At 67.4% G+C, this 14,187-nt stretch carries 20 protein-coding genes and 2 tRNA genes; 13 read left to right on the top strand and 9 right to left on the bottom strand.

Annotation, left to right across the window (positions count from 1 at the left end; translation table 11 throughout):
* Positions 1-60 precede the first annotated feature (60 nt).
* Positions 61-133: transfer RNA gene (locus ACGFYY_RS23310), tRNA-Arg, on the top strand.
* A 104-nt stretch (positions 134-237) separates the two neighbouring features.
* Here the strand turns inward: ACGFYY_RS23310 and ACGFYY_RS23315 are convergent.
* Positions 238-1,890 (bottom strand): tyrosine-type recombinase/integrase, encoded by a 1,653-nt coding sequence (locus ACGFYY_RS23315; protein WP_393711978.1) that lies wholly within the window; start codon positions 1,888-1,890, stop codon positions 238-240.
* A gap of 629 nt (positions 1,891-2,519) precedes the next feature.
* Here ACGFYY_RS23315 and ACGFYY_RS23320 point away from each other — a divergent pair.
* Positions 2,520-3,467 (top strand): hypothetical protein, encoded by a 948-nt coding sequence (locus ACGFYY_RS23320; RefSeq protein ID WP_364852390.1) that lies wholly within the window; start codon positions 2,520-2,522, stop codon positions 3,465-3,467.
* A 59-nt stretch (positions 3,468-3,526) separates the two neighbouring features.
* Here the strand turns inward: ACGFYY_RS23320 and ACGFYY_RS23325 are convergent, their stop codons facing one another.
* The 4 genes from ACGFYY_RS23325 to ACGFYY_RS23340 all read right to left on the bottom strand — a co-directional run bounded on the left by ACGFYY_RS23325 (position 3,527) and on the right by ACGFYY_RS23340 (position 6,640).
* Positions 3,527-4,141 (bottom strand): phosphatase PAP2 family protein, encoded by a 615-nt coding sequence (locus ACGFYY_RS23325; RefSeq protein ID WP_393711980.1) that lies wholly within the window; start codon positions 4,139-4,141, stop codon positions 3,527-3,529.
* Positions 4,138-5,295: an MAB_1171c family putative transporter gene (locus tag ACGFYY_RS23330; protein WP_393712054.1), complete on the bottom strand. Its 1,158-nt coding sequence runs from the start codon at positions 5,293-5,295 to the stop codon at positions 4,138-4,140. Before ACGFYY_RS23330 ends, ACGFYY_RS23325 begins: the two co-directional genes overlap by 4 nt.
* 13 nt (positions 5,296-5,308) lie before the next feature.
* Positions 5,309-5,947: a hypothetical protein gene (locus ACGFYY_RS23335; protein ID WP_364852386.1), complete on the bottom strand. Its 639-nt coding sequence runs from the start codon at positions 5,945-5,947 to the stop codon at positions 5,309-5,311.
* Positions 5,948-6,175: 228 nt separating this feature from the next.
* On the bottom strand, positions 6,176-6,640 hold the full coding sequence (locus ACGFYY_RS23340) for a helix-turn-helix domain-containing protein (protein ID WP_393711983.1): 465 nt from the start codon (positions 6,638-6,640) through the stop codon (positions 6,176-6,178).
* Between the two features lie 578 nt (positions 6,641-7,218).
* On the opposite strand from ACGFYY_RS23340, the gene ACGFYY_RS23345 reads away from it, so the two are divergent.
* The 11 genes from ACGFYY_RS23345 (at position 7,219) to ACGFYY_RS23395 (ending at position 11,785) form a co-directional block, all read left to right on the top strand.
* The gene (locus tag ACGFYY_RS23345; protein WP_393711985.1) at positions 7,219-7,542 is read left to right on the top strand and encodes a hypothetical protein; all 324 of its coding nucleotides are present in this window, start codon (positions 7,219-7,221) and stop codon (positions 7,540-7,542) included.
* Positions 7,543-7,733: 191 nt separating this feature from the next.
* Entirely contained in the window at positions 7,734-8,678 is a 945-nt protein-coding gene (locus ACGFYY_RS23350) for a ParB/RepB/Spo0J family partition protein (protein ID WP_393711987.1), read from the top strand.
* A gap of 67 nt (positions 8,679-8,745) precedes the next feature.
* Positions 8,746-8,988 (top strand): hypothetical protein, encoded by a 243-nt coding sequence (locus ACGFYY_RS23355; RefSeq protein WP_393711989.1) that lies wholly within the window; start codon positions 8,746-8,748, stop codon positions 8,986-8,988.
* Between the two features lie 642 nt (positions 8,989-9,630).
* A complete protein-coding gene (locus ACGFYY_RS23360) occupies positions 9,631-9,867 on the top strand; it encodes a hypothetical protein (protein ID WP_364852376.1) in 237 nt (78 codons plus the stop codon).
* Positions 9,868-9,898: 31 nt separating this feature from the next.
* Positions 9,899-10,165 (top strand): hypothetical protein, encoded by a 267-nt coding sequence (locus tag ACGFYY_RS23365; protein WP_364852375.1) that lies wholly within the window; start codon positions 9,899-9,901, stop codon positions 10,163-10,165.
* Positions 10,166-10,360, top strand: coding sequence for a hypothetical protein (locus tag ACGFYY_RS23370; protein WP_393711992.1), 195 nt, complete (start codon positions 10,166-10,168; stop codon positions 10,358-10,360).
* A gap of 193 nt (positions 10,361-10,553) precedes the next feature.
* Positions 10,554-10,808 (top strand): hypothetical protein, encoded by a 255-nt coding sequence (locus ACGFYY_RS23375; protein ID WP_364852371.1) that lies wholly within the window; start codon positions 10,554-10,556, stop codon positions 10,806-10,808.
* Positions 10,805-11,143 (top strand): VRR-NUC domain-containing protein, encoded by a 339-nt coding sequence (locus ACGFYY_RS23380; protein ID WP_364852369.1) that lies wholly within the window; start codon positions 10,805-10,807, stop codon positions 11,141-11,143. Before ACGFYY_RS23375 ends, ACGFYY_RS23380 begins: the two co-directional genes overlap by 4 nt.
* Before the next feature lie 103 nt (positions 11,144-11,246).
* Positions 11,247-11,408, top strand: a complete 162-nt coding sequence (locus ACGFYY_RS23385) for a hypothetical protein (RefSeq protein ID WP_393711995.1) — start codon at positions 11,247-11,249, stop codon at positions 11,406-11,408.
* The gene (locus ACGFYY_RS23390) at positions 11,408-11,677 is read left to right on the top strand and encodes a hypothetical protein (protein WP_364852365.1); all 270 of its coding nucleotides are present in this window, start codon (positions 11,408-11,410) and stop codon (positions 11,675-11,677) included. Before ACGFYY_RS23385 ends, ACGFYY_RS23390 begins: the two co-directional genes overlap by 1 nt.
* A 10-nt stretch (positions 11,678-11,687) precedes the next feature.
* Positions 11,688-11,785 (top strand) — tRNA-OTHER (locus tag ACGFYY_RS23395).
* Between the two features lie 97 nt (positions 11,786-11,882).
* Here ACGFYY_RS23395 and ACGFYY_RS23400 read toward each other — a convergent pair.
* The 4 genes from ACGFYY_RS23400 to ACGFYY_RS23415 all read right to left on the bottom strand — a co-directional run bounded on the left by ACGFYY_RS23400 (position 11,883) and on the right by ACGFYY_RS23415 (position 14,000).
* Positions 11,883-12,464 (bottom strand): endonuclease domain-containing protein, encoded by a 582-nt coding sequence (locus ACGFYY_RS23400; protein WP_364852363.1) that lies wholly within the window; start codon positions 12,462-12,464, stop codon positions 11,883-11,885.
* Between the two features lie 164 nt (positions 12,465-12,628).
* Positions 12,629-12,898: a DUF397 domain-containing protein gene (locus ACGFYY_RS23405; RefSeq protein WP_364852362.1), complete on the bottom strand. Its 270-nt coding sequence runs from the start codon at positions 12,896-12,898 to the stop codon at positions 12,629-12,631.
* A complete protein-coding gene (locus tag ACGFYY_RS23410) occupies positions 12,895-13,131 on the bottom strand; it encodes a DUF397 domain-containing protein (RefSeq protein ID WP_364852360.1) in 237 nt (78 codons plus the stop codon). The genes ACGFYY_RS23405 and ACGFYY_RS23410 overlap by 4 nt, the downstream gene beginning before the upstream one ends.
* The gene (locus ACGFYY_RS23415; RefSeq protein ID WP_364852358.1) at positions 13,128-14,000 is read right to left on the bottom strand and encodes a helix-turn-helix transcriptional regulator; all 873 of its coding nucleotides are present in this window, start codon (positions 13,998-14,000) and stop codon (positions 13,128-13,130) included. Before ACGFYY_RS23415 ends, ACGFYY_RS23410 begins: the two co-directional genes overlap by 4 nt.
* Between the last annotated feature and the right edge of the window lie 187 nt (positions 14,001-14,187).

A 14,187-nucleotide genomic window follows, 5' to 3' on the forward strand; every position in this document is an offset into this window, starting at 1 on the left:
TTGTCGAAGCAGTGCGCAGAACCCCTCTGGGGTTTCCGGCAAGGTTTTCGTCAAGCCCCCGCCTTCGTAGCTCAGGGGATAGAGCACGGCTCTCCTAAAGCGGGTGTCGCAGGTTCGAATCCTGCCGAGGGCACAGAGAATTGCCTGGTCACAGGCGTTTGAGTGCCGAGAAGGGCCCTTGGATCTGACATCCAAGGGCCCTTCGGCGTTCCCGGGGGACACAGGGGGGACAGCACGCTAGGCAGCGATCCCCTGACCCTCCGCGTCCGATGCACCACTGATCAACACCAGGCGCGGCGCCGGATCGGCGGCCGGCGCAGGCTCGGGCGTCTCTCCGGGCTGCGACTGTCCCCCGCCGGGGCTCGTGGGCGGTGCCGCCTGGGCGCGCGGGACGACAGCTACGGTGGCGTCGGCATTCGCCTTGTCGAACTGCGGCATGAGCGAGGTGTAGGTGTCCGCGGTGAGGCTGAAGCTGGCGTGGCCCAGGAGCAGCTGGATCGCCTTCATGCTCAGGCCTGCGATCAGCGAGAGGGACGCGGCGCAGTGGCGGAGGTCGTGCAGGCGGATCGGCGGGAGATCGTGGCGCTCAAGGAACCGCTCGAACGTCTGGCTGACGTGCTTGGGGTTCCAGGGGCGGCCGTCCTCCATGGTGAAGACCTTGCCCGAGTCGACGAATGGGCCGTACTTCTGATCCTTGTCGGGGTTGTCGGCCTTCCACTGTGCGCGCTTGAGCTCCCACCGCTCACGCTGGCCCTTCTGCGACTCCCGCCAGGCGGCGAGCAGCGTCAGGGTGACGGAGTCGAAGGTGACCGTGCGGCGGCTGGCCTTGCTCTTGGGAGTTTCGGCGTAGGTCTCGTACGAGGATCGGACGGCCAGCGTTGCGACCAGGTTGGCGTACCCCTGATCGAGGTCAACTTCCGTCCAGGGCAGGCCGGTGGCCTCGCCGCGGCGAGGGCCTCGGAAGGTCATCCAATGCCACATGACGTACATGGGGTGGTCGACGGCCAGGTCCAGGAACTCGCCGGTCGTCTCCGGGGTCCAAACCATGACGGGGCCGGGGACCTCACCAGTCTCGCGCCAGCGGGCGATCCGCTCGGGCGTCCACACGAGGGGGTCGGGCTTCTCGTACTTGGGGATGACGACCGAGTCGCACCAGTTCTCCGTGATCAGCTTCTCTCCGACGGCGAAGGCCATCGCGCCTGAGAGGCACTGGTGGAACTTCTCCTGTCGGCCGGGCCCGGTGTCCTGCCGGGGCTTCGCGTACGCCTCCTTGAGGGCGGCACGGGCTACGGTCCACCTCTCGCGCAGGTGGGGCGGGCGGGGCTTGGGGGCCTGCTTCCAGGCCCGGTGGGCTTCGTCGACCTCGACCTTGGCCACCTCGGCGGCCGTGCGGTTGGCCTTCTTGATCTCGTTGAAGGCCCAGATCTCTTTGAACATCGCCTGGATGTGCCTGGTGCGCAGATCGCGCATGAGCACTCCGCCGAAGCTGGGGATGTACAGGCGGTGGATGAAGTCGTGGTGGTACTCCCGGACGCTCTCCTTGAGGTCGACGCGGGTGCCGTGCCAGCGGAGCAGGAACTGTTCAACGGTCTCCTTGGAGTCGACGTCGATGCCGTTGCTGGCTTCGTCCCACAGCTTCTGGGCGGCCTTCTCGGCGGCCTTGCTTGTGAGGAACCCGCCCTTTCGGGGGCGGCGGTTGCCCGTGCCGGGGAACTCGGAGAGGTTGACGTAGTAGTACCAGGAGCCGTGTTCCTTTCTCTTGAGGTCGGGGCATTCAGCTCCCAGCTCGCGCGTGGCGGACTCGCCGTTCGCCTTGATGATCGGCTCGCCGGCGGCGTCGAGCTTCGGCGCGGTGCACTTGCATCGCTTGTAGGTCGAACCCTTGAACACGCGTCCCCCTCTGAGCTGGGCTTCCTTACGTGTCCTCATCCTTCTGTAGCGAGCGGGACGCTTCGTTCGGCACAGTAGGCTTGTCGCCAGGTGGCGCGGGGGCGAAGGATGTGACCACCTATGTCCTCTTCTGTCCTTGAGTATGCGGAGCGGCCGGCGAGCGGGGTTCGGTCGGAGCCCATGACGATGACGGAGCTGCTGGGACTACCGCCGACGGTGAGCGTGACGACCGCGGCGAGGGCTCTGGGAATCGGCAAGGACAAGGCGTACGACCTCATCAAGGCGGATCAGTTCCCGGCTCGAGTGATCCCTCTGGGTGCGACATGCCGCGTTGCGACTGCTTCCCTGTGGGAAGTGCTCAGGATCCACCCCTGAGATCGACGCTGACCTATATCTGATGGCCCACCCCTGGAAGGGGTGGGCCATCAGGTGTTTTCGCGTGGACGGCGCACCGGAGGGTGCGGTCCCAAGCCCCTGCCGTTTGTGACCTCCGCCACATATCTACAACCGTTTGGCGCCCCGACCTGGCGATATGCCGTCGCAGGAAGGTTGTAGGCGGGCTGCGAGTTATGCATCACAGACGTTGGCCTATTAGATAGAGATCGCCCCCTCATCGGCAGTCGATCAGGGTGGGAACGATCGGAGATCAGCGGGATATGGCGAGGCTGTGCGGATACGCCAACGGCGGGGGCGGGCTCGTCCACGCGGAAGCGGCGTTCCTACGGCGCGCGGCATCGCGGCTGTCGATCGTCGATCCACCTGAGTCGCAGAACGCGGTGGCGGACTGGGTGAACCAGACGGGCGGGCGCACCCCTCTGGGAGGGCTGTGGCGGGGGGACACCCTGATGAAGACGCTCTCCAACCCTCGGATGGCTGGCCTCGACAGCGAAGGCAACCCGATCGAAGGCTTCGGGGACACCGTGCTCACGCCTGACGAGCAGCGGGGCCTGCTGGAGGCACGCGCCGCCATCCGGGGCGAACCTGTGCAGCGGCGCGAGTCCTACGACTACCTGCTGACGAAGGGCATCGCTGACTGCGACGAGTGCGGCTTCGACCTGACCGGCGGCCGGGTCAACGCAGACGCAGGCCCGAACTACCGGTGCCAGGATTGCGGCAAGATCCGCATGGACGCTGATCGTCTCGAGCCGGTGGTGGCCGAGGAGGTCTTGGCCGATCTGCTCCGGCCGGGCCAGCATGAGAAGTTGGTGCGCCTTCAGCAGGACGCGCACGAGGAGGCTAAGCGGCTTGCCGCCCACATCAAGGACGCCGACAGCCGCTTCGCCAATCTGAAGGCGTTCCGCCAGCAGATGGTGCCGGACGCGTACAAGGCGGCCGAGAAGGCCACCAAGGACGACCTGGCGGCTTCCCGGGCCCGCTTGCGGTTCCTGGAGCAGATCACCAGCGTCCCCCTGTCTGATCCGCGCGACGTGGTCGGCTGGTGGAACACCGCGCCGCGGGCAAGCCAGCGGGGTCTGGTCATGCTGTCGGTGGCGAAGGTGCACGTCCTCGCGGCCGGCGGTGGGGCAGTGGACCCGCGCAGCCGGATCCGCATCGACTGGCGTACGTCAGTCAGCTGAGCTGGCGGGACGACGAGGCGGGCCCGACCGATGGTCGGGCCCGCCTCGTGTTGTGCTGTTCAGCGCAGCCAGATGAAGACCGCGCCGGCGAGCACGGAACCCAGCCCGGTCCCGGCCAGCACCTGGGCGAGCGTGTGATCCCGTAGTACGACACGGGACCATCCGACGAGGGCGACGAGCGGCGCGGCCGAGAGCGTCCAGGGACCGTAGGCGAGGGTGAGCATGACGAGCGCGCCGGCCGAGACGGCGGTGTGCACGCTGATCTTCCAGGCTGTGGTGACGGCGAGGATCGCGAACAAGGTGGCGAGCATGGCCACGATGAGGGCAGTCATCTCGCGAGGTGCCCCCAGGGTGACCATGAGCGCGATGCACGCGGTGACCGAGACGATGATGCCGGGGATGACGATCAAACGGTCCTGGCGGCGGCGCACGTGCCGGTCCCCCCAGTGACCGCGACGCTGCCCCCACTTGATCCACAGGATGGGGATAACCCCGCAGAACAGGGCGGCGATGAGGCCCCAGGCGACGCCCGCCAGTTGGTCGGCGTGCCAGCCCAGGAGCACGGTGACGGCGACGATCCACGTGCGTGGTTCGAGGACATCGGTACCCACTGCGGTCAGAGGGCTCTTCGCGCTGGCCGGCGCCGGGGCGGCGGGTATGGGAGTGGTGGTCATGCGGGCTGCTCCTGGTGCTGGTGTGCGAACGCGGTGGTGCGCGGGTCACGGAAGGCTCGGGCCAGTCCGAGTACGTTGCGCACCTCTGCGTCGAAGTCGGTGTCCATCTCGGCGGCGGTCGCCTCGGACTCGTCCGTGCGCGGCTCCGCTCCTTGGACGGCAGCCAGCCAGGCCGCGCGTATCCACATTGCTTCTGCGAGGCGGTCGGTGGCTTGCGGGTCGAGCCGGGCAGCTTCGGCTTCGCGGCGGGCGGCGGCGATCAGGTCTGTGGATGCGTGGGCCCTGAGGATGAGGACGACGTCCCAGATTTCGATGAGTTGCCGGTGCAGCTGGAGGCGCGGGCTGCGGCCCACGGGCTCATCCAGGACGACGCCGGGGGCCGCCTCGATTAGCCAAGCCCACAGGGGGCGCACTTCGGTCAGGGCTCGCCTGTAGGTGATCGTGCGCCACAGCACACCGACCGCGGGAACGGAGTTCCCGAGGATGATCAGCGCGATGCTCGCGTACTCGACGAGGTCGGCCACGAACTGGGCGGTGTCGTCATCCGTGACGAAGGGGATACCAGCAAGCCGGGTCGTCATGTGGCCGATCCGCCAGCCGGTGTAGAGGGCTCCGAAGGCGGTTCCTGCGCCCAGCAGCCGCAGCCCGACCCTGAGGGAAGTTCCGGCCGCGCGTCGGCCGTAGGACAGGAACAGCCACGATGCGATGGTCATCGCGATCGTCAGGTAGCCGAGGAAGGTCAGGCAGTAGGCGGTACCCATCGGCTGCCCGAGGTTCGCCTCGAAGAAGTTGTGGGTCTCCTCCGGGCGGGGGGTGAGTGCGAAGAACACCACCAGGAGGGCCGAGCCGAAGGCGGCGCAGGAGTAGAGCAGCGGCCGGCCCCACCGTAGGGCGTCCGGCTTGGCCATGGCGATGACGAAGAAGAGCACAGCCGTGCTCCCGCCCATCCCAAGGATGTGCTGGATCACGGTGGCGAGATTGTTTATCCCGATGGGCAAGATCATGATGCTCTTGACCGCCGGCCGAGCGATCGTGGACGCCACCGCTACGCACGCGAACGCGGTCCACAGGGGGCGCTGTCGTGGAATTCGGATGGCTGCGGGCAGGCGCCAAAAGGCCACTACCCAAAGGGCGATGACTACTGCGGTTTTGATGGGTCGTTCTTTCTTACTGGGTGGGGTGACCGAATGCGTCGTTGAGTCGTTCCAGGACGTCTGATCCGTCGCTGGTCCTGGAGCGCGCCTCGGTTCGGCTGGCTCTCTCGTGAATGAGGGTGGCCAGACCTTCGGCATCGGCTTCTTGCGGAGCGGAGTATTTGGTCCGGCCAAGCAGCGCGAACATGGCGTCCGCGTCGAGTCCCAGCGCCTCGTCCTCGGCGGTGGTCTCGGTGACTGCGGCCCGGATCCGGGCAGCCTCCGCCCGCATCACTGCTGCTGCGGGCAGGACGGGGGCCGTTGTTCCGAACGCGTGCGCCTCGTCCGCAAGGAGGGACGTCATCGCCTCGGTGGTCCGCCGTACGTCCTCGTCGGTCGGTGTGGTCGACGCATGGAGGCTGAACTCCGGGCCGCGGTGGTTCAGAAGCATGTGGGCCAGTTCGTGCAAGACGATCTGTGTGCGCAGGATCGGGCTGGCGGCTGGCTTGTAGAGAATGTGGTCGGCTTCGCTCGTGCTCATCCACATGCCGCAGGGAATCAGAGGGTTGATTTCCTTCAGTTCGGCGATGATCAGCGGGCGGCCTCGCTCTGCGGATACGGCCTCGAGAAAGCTGTGGAGTTCGAACGGTCGCGGCATCTGAAGTTTGGCCACGATCTCGGCGAGTGGGTCGCTATGGCGGCGTCGCCTGCTCCACCACATGATCGTGCCCCACAATCCGGCCGTTGGCCGGACTCACCGACACTGCTCCCCTGGTAACGCCTGGCTGTTCCGGCGTCGTGGCCAAGAGTAACCGCCCCCGCTGACACCTTTCGCCTTATTTCACCTGGTGAAACGAGCGGTGAGACGCGGGGCCGAGAATCCAAGATCTTCAGGGGTGCGCTAGCGGGCTTTCCGGTCGGTGTGGTCGGTCAGGCCCTCGGACGCGCGCATGCCCTCAACGAACCCGGCGACCTTGTGAAGCGACGCTGTGGAAAGGTCGTTGAGGCGAAACGTGATCGCCCGTACGTCGTTGTCCTCCAGGACTTGAGCAAGGCTCTCGACCTCTCGCGCCCGTTCGGCTGCCGCCTTCAGCTCTGCCATCCGCCGGTCCGTGAGTTCGGCCACGTCGTCGTCGAGGAAGTAGGCGACGGGTACGCCGAAGAACTTCGCCAGCGCCCTGAGGCTGTCGACGCCTGGGTTGCGCGTGGTGCCGTTTCGAATGTTGCTGATGCTCGCGTGGGTCAGGGTCGGTTCGCCCGGGGCCGCCTTCTCCGCCATCCTGCGTGCGATCTCTCGCTCGCTGAAGGCGTCTCGGTCCTTCGGGTGCACCTCCTTGATCAGGTGGTCAAGTCGGTCGCCGATCACACCACGGCTGGGGGGAGCGTGCTTCCCCATGGCCGTCCTATCTGTTCTCGCCCCTGGCGGGGCTGTCCTGCGGGGTCTCCAAGGATATCTAGCTTGCTTGACAGTTCTGCGGCCACCCCGCCCCATGGCTGTCTTGCTGACTTGACAGTGTGTCGGTCCCGGGACTTATGTTCTGTTGTCAACGACCCCTCTCAGGTGAGCGCCACGCGCGTGACCTGGGATAACCGTGTTCCACGCGGGGGCCGATCAGCCCTGCCCGGCGCTGCGGCCCGGGCCTGACATCGGAGCAGTACGTGCACGCACGCCGGACGCCCTTACGGCACACCGACCGCCCCTGAGGCGGCCACCTCTCCTCGCAGACAGCGAGGCCGAGAAGACATCAGCCCGCCGAGCTTCCCCGCGACCGACCCGATCCGCCACAAGCGGACACCGGCCGGCGGGCCAGCTTCGGCGGCCTCCGCGCAGGCTGGGAGATCAGGCTCCCCCGACCTGCGCGGATCAAGAACGGCGTCCGCGGGGGACGCCGGGGCTATCGAGGCGGGACCGCACCAATGCCTCGACCGACCCTTGGGGGGCACGTGATCGACGTGCAGCGCGTGATCGCGCTGTCTCAGCAGCCACGGCAAGGAGGCGCGGCCGGCACACCGGCCGACGCTTCGCGCGCCTTGATGATGCTGAGCGATCTTGGCCACATGACCGAGCCGCTCGCGCGGCCGATCGCGTGGAGCAGCGCGGCGTGCCGGTCGGCCGCCGCAGCAATGCAGAGCGCAGGCTCCCCCGCCGGCCTGTGTAGAAGCTGTCCAATCCGTCACGACTGCGCCGCCGCCCTGCTCCCCGGGGCCCCGGTGGAAGTTCGGGCGTGGCGTGAGCGCGTGGAGACCGGGGGGCTACTGGCCGCGTAGGGCTCAGACCGAGGGGGCGCCGGATCAGCGGCGCCCTCTTTCACGTTTCCGCAGGTCACCACCCCCAACATGCGTGACAGGGGTCACACTCCCAGGATCCCCCCGAGCTGGACAGCCCCCTAATAGGTAGTAGAATTTAGATACAAGGTGAGGGCGGGAAGCCACACCGACTACCTCTTGGAGAGCACGAGATGTCCACGATCCGCACCGTCAAGATGTCCCAGGTCCAGCGCAACGAGCGCCAGCCGCGCGAGTACTTCAACCAGGAGGCCCTGGAGGAACTGGCCGCCTCCATCAAGCAGTACGGCCTGATCACCGCAATCGAGGTCCGCCCCCTGGGCAAGGGCTACGAGATCGTCTCCGGCGAGCGCCGGTGGCGGGCACACCAGCTCCTCGGCAAGACCACCATCAAGGTCTCGGTCATTTCCGAGAAGAACGACCTGCGCGCCTTCAAGCGGTCGGTCACCGAGAACGTCACCCGGGAGGACATGACGCCCTTCGAGGAGGCCAACGCCTACCAGCGGATCCTGGACGAGGAGGAGGGCGCCACCGAGGCGACGGTGGCCGCAGACTTCGGCAAGACCGTGGCCTACGTGAGGCTCCGCCTCCAGCTGCTCAACCTTCGGCTGGAGTTCCAGAAGATCGTCTCCGAGGGCAAGATCGGCACGCAGGCGGCCGTGCAGATCGCTCAGCTCAGCCTCGCCAACCAGGGCGCCCTGCTGACCAAGTTCACCCGCGGCGAGTTCGAGAGCGACAACCAGGTCGTGCACTTCGCCTTCGCGATGAAGCAGCAGCAGAACCAGCAAGTCCTGATGATCACCGAGGACCTGTCGCCGGAGCAGAAGGAGAAGCGCGCCGCCTCGCAGCGCAAGACGAAGACCACGCTCGACAAGATCGAGCAGATCCGCGTGCTGCTGGACGAGATCGGCGCGACCAGCGAACTCAAGCTCGCCGAGGCCCTGGAGGGCGAGGTCGGCAAGCGGCTGGAGCAGCTGGACCGGGTGGCCGAGTCGCTGACCAAGGCCCGGTTCCAGCTCAAGCAGGCCAAGGCCCACGCGGAGGCCCGGGAGATTCTGGTGAACCCCGAGGCCGAGGCCGAGGAGCACACCGAGCAGGCCGAGCCGGTCGCGGCCTGATGCCGACAGGGGCGGGGCTCCCAAGCCCCGCCCCTGGCCTCAACCGACCATCACGATGAGGGAACCGATGAACGACAACACCGGCACGCCGAGCAGCTGGGCGGGCATGACCACGGCAGACTTCGACACCAAGGCTCCGCTGACGCTGGCCGTCGAACCGGGGCCGGCTCGCATCGTCGCGGCGCAGCACCGATCCGGCACGGACGCTCTGTTCGGCGAGGAGCCGCCAGCACCAGCGGCCCCCCACGCGCCGGGAGCTCGGCGGGCGCCAGGCGCCGGGCAGTCGGAGCTGTTCGATGCCGCACCCTGACACCAGGCGCGGACAGGACTGGGTGCTGACGCCTCGCCCCCACCTGGAGGGCGGGTTCGAGTACGCCGCCTACAAGCAGACACCGTTCCCCGCAGACGGGGAGTTCGGCTACATCACCGCCTGGGAGGCCGATCAGCTGATCGCCCGGATCTCGGGCCACCCGCGGGGCGTCGTCCGGGCCAGAGCGTACGGGGCGCTGGTCCTCGAGAAACGGGGGCGGTGGGTGGTGCTCGATCCGATCGCCGCCCCGAAGACGCTCACCGCGCGGCAGGACGAGGACTTGAGGTTGCTGCTCCTCGGGGCAGGCCGGGCCCACCTTGCGGCCGGCCCGGGCGGGGAGGTGCACATCGAGGCCGGACTCATCCGCATCCCGCCCGCTGCCACCGTGCTCCTGCTGCGACGCGGCTGGATAGGGCGGGCTCCGGGTGACAGCAGGGTGCGGGTATCCGCCGCCGGCCGCATTGCCATGGCCTGGCGGTGGGCGCGCGATCGGCGCCTGAACAGCGTCGGGGCCGGACTGTGCGTGGACGCCGCCTTGGATGGGGCCGAGAATTGGATCACCGAAGGGGTGGACACCCCCCATGTAGGTAGTAGAATTAAGGTATGGAGAGGGGGTGAACCCCTCCCGATCGAGAGGTTCACATGCCCACCTTCAGCCCGATCGACTGCGCCGACATCCTCGGCGTCGACGCCCCCGAGTGCGAGACGTGCGAAGGGAGCGGCACGGAGATCTATCTCCACGGCTGGCACGAGCAGACCCGGGAGTGCGAGGACTGCCGCGGGATCGGACGGCGGCACGACTGCCCCTCCTGCGAGGACGGCACCACCCCGGACGGCGACACCTGCCCGACCTGCGATGGGTTCGGCGCCCTCTTCTGATCCCAAATAGGCCATCATCAAAAGGACGAACATGACCCTCGGAGACACCCTCACCCAAGAGGCGCTCACCACCGGCACCGCATTCAGCGTCAGTCCGACCGGGGCCGGCGGCCTCCGCCTGGCCATCCGACTGGAGACTGGGGACGTTCAGCACTTCGAACGCCCGGCCAACGGTGGAGGCGGCGACTGGAAAGCCACCGACCTCGAAGGAAGCGGCGGCGGCTGCGCGTTCAACGAACCGGTCACCACCCCCTGGGGGCGCGGCCTCGAACATCTCACCACCAGCAGGGGGGCCTGAGTGGCAGCCGAGCCCTCCAAGGGGGCGACCGTCACGCCGACCGCGCCCGCACCCCCGGGTCAACTGCGCCCGCTCGGGCAAGTCGTGGGCCACGCCACCGACCCCTTCACCGGCGAACGCCTCGTCCGAGTCCAGTGGCCAGGGCGAGCACGGCCGACCGCACACGACCTGACCGAGGTGGTCGAACTGGACTAGATATAGGCCACCATCTATTTCCGTGTTACGGTCTGATCGTCAAACCGAAGGCACGGCGCGACACCCACCAGCTTCCGGACGGGCAGCGACACCCCGCGCCCAGCCCGCCCGGACCGGCTCGTCCGATACGAGCCACCCCCTCCGGCCGGGACCCGCCCCCACTGCGGGTCCCGGCCCACCTACGGAGATCCACATGCCTACGACCACGGCCCTTGCCGACCTGGACGAGCAACACATCCTGGAGCAGTACGGGCACCCGCTCGCCGAGCTGCTCAGCGAGCGGTACCGCGTTCAGGACGTACTGAAGGAACGCGTTCGCCGGACCAGCCGCAAGACTCCTCCGCCGCCGCTGCACAAGCCGCGCCCGGACCCGATGGCAGCGCAGCACCGCAGAGTCCTCGCCGCAGCCATTGCGGACTGGACATACAAGCCCGGTACCGACACGTGACCGAGGAGCAGTTCCGGCGCCGCGTTCGCCAGCTGGCCGCAATGCGCGGCTGGTCGCTCGCCTACCACACGCACAACTCCCGCCGGAGTGACGCGGGATGGCCTGACGAGGTCTACGGACATCCACGGACCCGGCGAACGCTCTTCGTCGAGCTCAAGACCGACAGCGGGCGCATCCGGCCGGCCCAGGAGGAATGGCTCCAGCACCTGGCCGCCTGCGGTTTCGAGGTCGCCTTGTGGCGGCCCCGCGACCTGGCGCAGATCGTTGCCACCCTCGCCCCCGACGGCCCCCGCGCCACCCTGCCCGAAGCTCTCTACCCCAGGAAGACACCATGAGCCCCGTCCCGTCCAACCCGCCAGTTCCCGGCGCCATCTGGTGCAACTCCTGCGAATCGTGGTTCAACCCAATCACGAACACGTGCCGCTGCAACAACCGCTGATGGCCACCACCGAAGCGACAGCCGCGATCACCGCCACCTTCGCGGAGATCGCGGCACTCGCAAACCACCTCTGCGACCACCTCGCCGACGAGCAGTTCGAGGCAGCAGCCCGCATCCGGGCACTGGCCCAAACCGCCACGGCCACGAACGGAGATCACTGATGCACGCCCGCTTCGACACCCTGCCGGACGACGACACCGCGGCCGGCCGCACCGCGCGCGCTCTGCGCGAGCGCCCGGGAGACTGGGCGCACATCTCCGACCACGACCTAAAGGCCCAGGCTGCGAACCAGGCCTACCGCATCCGGCACGGCAAGATCCGCGCCTTCCGACCTGCCGGAGCCTTCGAGGCAACCTCACGGCGCACAGGCGAATCGAGCGGGGCGGTCTGGGCGCGCTACGTCGGCACCCCGGCGGTCGGCCTCTCCTAGATCCGCCCTTGCCCACCTGACCCAACGGTAGAGGTGCGTGGTCACCCGGCGCGTGCGTGCGGGAGGAAGGCCACAGAGATCCGGGTTCGACCCCCGGGGTGGGCACCACAGGCCCCCTCGGCTCCAAGCCGAAGGGGCTTCGCCATCCAACACTTCCCGATCCACGAGCGTTCGCATCGTCTTCTCTCGGCCATAGAACGGAGGCTCAGCGATCGAACAAGCCGCCCCAGCCCACAAACCCGCGCTCGACCACCTGTGCGTCGTGGATGGAAGCCCAGGACGTTGGCAGATAGGCATCGTCGCGGCCTCTGATGACACGGGCTTCCCGGCGGCGCGCAGGAGGATCGGCCAGATAGGCGTCGATCTTCGGGATGGGGAAGCCAGCGCCGCGGCGGCGCTTGCGCTCATACGGCGCCAGTTCGTTCAGGTTGCACGGGAGGCACAGGATCCCGCGGACGCAGCAACGGTTGCTGCCTCTCTTCACGCCACAGCAGTGATGGTCGTGATCAATCTGCCAGGGGCGCGGTTCTTCGTGAGGGATGCCGCCGTCGCACGGCTCCTCGTTGTTCTCGCAGAGGGCACAGCTAAAGTTCTGCGCGCGCCAGATGGCGTTGTACCGGGGGATGGTGAGCCCATACATCTCAATGCCCCGGCGCATCCTGTAGCACCCTTGGCACTCTCGGCCCCGCACCAGCCGAGCAGCCCAGGCCCCACAATCGCAGAACTCGCCGGCGCCCTCAGCTTCGATGCGCGCCATGATCTGCTCGATCTCATCCGGAGAAATCATGCCGGGATCCTAGAACCCACCGCTGACACTGCCTGTTGTCGCCGGTGTCTCGGCTGCCCGCCCCTGCAGCCAGGCCGTTGTCAGTGCAGGCGGGGAGACTGGCCTCGGTCTGGCCGTCCCTCGATTCCGGCGAGGGACGGCCAGACGGCTTCGCGAGATCACGCTCAAGGCGCGATGCGCGGTGCTGCTGCCTGCGGGATGAGGTCGGCGTCGAACTCTCCGTCGGCGGCGCCGTCGAGGTAGGCCGACCATTCGTCGGCCGTGTAGCGCAGCACGGCCCGCTGCGGGTCGTTGCTCTGCCTTACCGCCACTGCTCCGCCTGGCAGATATGCCAGCTCAAAGCGGTCGTTGGGAGCACTCCCCTCGGCAGCCAGCCAAACCACATCGTCCAGTGAAAGCGCGTACAGGACTTCCTTCTCGGCTCGGGTGGTCATGCTGTGGCCAGCCGGCCAGCGAGAACGGCCTCGGTCAGTTCGCGAAGCGCGTTCTTGCTCCCGCGGAGTGCTCGACGCTCCGGATACCAGGAGTCCCGAACGGCGATCGCCTCGGGGATGGTGGGCAACTGACCCAGCTCGACGCAGTTGCCGTCGTTCGCGGTGTACGTGCTGCGGTGCCAGCTGCCGGGGTCGATGTCTGCGGTGTAGAGGTCCGGATGCGGAGAGCTCATGATGTCGTCAGTTCTTTCTGGGTTCGATCGATCAGGTCGATGCTCTCCTTGGCAGAGAGTGCCGCCTCGGAGAGGTAGCGGTAGAGCCTGCTGAGACGCCTCAGGCCCAGGGCGTCGTCGATGTAGACGTTGCCCGCGACGGATTCGGCGAAGGCCCCGGTGGGTTCGTCCTGGCCGTCGTTGCGGAACAGTGTGTACCCGCCGGTCACAAGCCCAGACTCGCCTTTGCTGAAGGGGATGACTCTCACCTCGACATGGGGCAGCTCCAGTACCGTTCGCAGGTGCCGGAGCTGTTCGAGATGCGCCTTCCTCCCGCCGACTTCGAAGCGGAGGGCGGCCTCGGTGATCACGGCGTTGAACCGCATGCCTTCGGACAGGATGCGTTGCTGGCGGCGCATCTTCACCTCGACCAAGGCATCGATCTGGTCGGGCCCGAGGGCGGCATAACCAACGCTGGTCACGGCTCGGGCGTACAGCTCTGTCTGACACTGGGCGGGCATGAAGTCCTGCTGTACCTCCTCCACCCCGTCCGATTCGCCTTCCTTGACGATGTACTCGGCGTAGTTCTTCGACAGAACGTCGCCGTAGGCGTGAAACCACTCCTTCGTCCGCCTGCGGCCTGCCCTGAAGAGCTGGCTCAGGTGTTCCTGCTCAGCTTCCGGAACGTCGTAGAAGTCCATGAGACGCCCGAAGTCGTCGGGGTGCGCTGACCGTTCACCGGTTTCGATGCGCGTGATCTTCGAGGCCGAGCAGCCGATTTCTGTACCCACTTCTTCGGCGCTGAGCCCCCTGTCTTCGCGCCGCCGGCGGAGGTCTGCGCCGAATTGCTTGCGGGCCGAGCGGGGATTGGTGGGGACTGCTGGCGGCATTACTCGCTCCCTCGAAGTCAGGGCCAGGCCTCATGGAGCACAGGGGCAATTCACCCCCGGCGTGGTCAACAGGGTACGGCCGCACAGGCAGTTCACGTGACTGGCGTGAAAGTTGGCACGATGCCAGTCACATGCTTGACGTGATGCCATCGCCGGGTTCACGCTGTGGACCGCAACGCTTCGCATC

The organism is Streptomyces sp. NPDC048331, assembly GCF_043201215.1.
Classification (GTDB): Bacteria; Actinomycetota; Actinomycetes; order Streptomycetales; family Streptomycetaceae; genus Streptomyces.